This window comes from Mesorhizobium sp. M7A.F.Ca.CA.002.04.1.1 (assembly GCF_004022805.1).
Taxonomy (GTDB): domain Bacteria; phylum Pseudomonadota; class Alphaproteobacteria; order Rhizobiales; family Rhizobiaceae; genus Mesorhizobium; species Mesorhizobium ciceri.
In genome coordinates, this window is the sequence record NZ_RZPL01001221.1 from 1 (window position 1) to 712 (window position 712).

Below are 712 nucleotides of genomic sequence, written 5' to 3' on the forward strand. Positions count from 1 at the left end.
GCTGAAGGAAAAGGCATTGGCCGCCGGCGGCCTCTATGTGCTGGCCACCGAACGCCACGAATCGCGCCGCATCGACAACCAGCTTAGAGGTCGTTCAGGAAGACAAGGCGACCCCGGCCGCTCGAAATTCTTCCTGTCCCTGCAGGACGATCTGATGCGCATCTTCGGCTCCGAGCGCATGGACGGCATGCTGCAGAAGCTCGGCCTCAAGGAAGACGAGGCGATCATCCATCCGTGGATCAACAAGGCGCTGGAAAAGGCGCAGAAGAAGGTCGAGGCGCGCAACTTCGACATCCGCAAGAACCTGTTGAAATATGACGACGTCTCCAACGACCAGCGCAAGGTGGTGTTCGAGCAGCGCATCGAACTGATGGACGGCGAAGGCCTCTCCGAAACGATCGCCGAGATGCGCGAAGGCGTCATCGACGAGATCGTCGCCAAGGCCATTCCCGAAAACGCCTATGCCGAGCAGTGGAACGTTGCCGGGCTGAAGGCCGAGATCGCCGAGTTCCTGAACCTCGACCTGCCGGTCGAGGACTGGGCCAAGGAAGAGGGCATCGCCGAGGACGACATCCGCGAGCGCATCGCGCAGGCCGCCGAAGCCGCCGCCAAGGAGCGCGCCGAGCGTTTTGGCCCCGAGGTGATGAACTATGTCGAGCGCTCGGTGGTGCTGCCGACGCTCGACCATCTGTGGAGCGAGCACATCGTCAAT

The 712-nt window shown here is 62.1% G+C and carries 1 pseudogene; it reads left to right on the forward strand.

Annotated features, from left to right (window positions below):
- A pseudogene (locus ENZ75_RS33445) lies at nucleotides 1-712 on the forward strand (preprotein translocase subunit SecA); the annotation flags it as partial.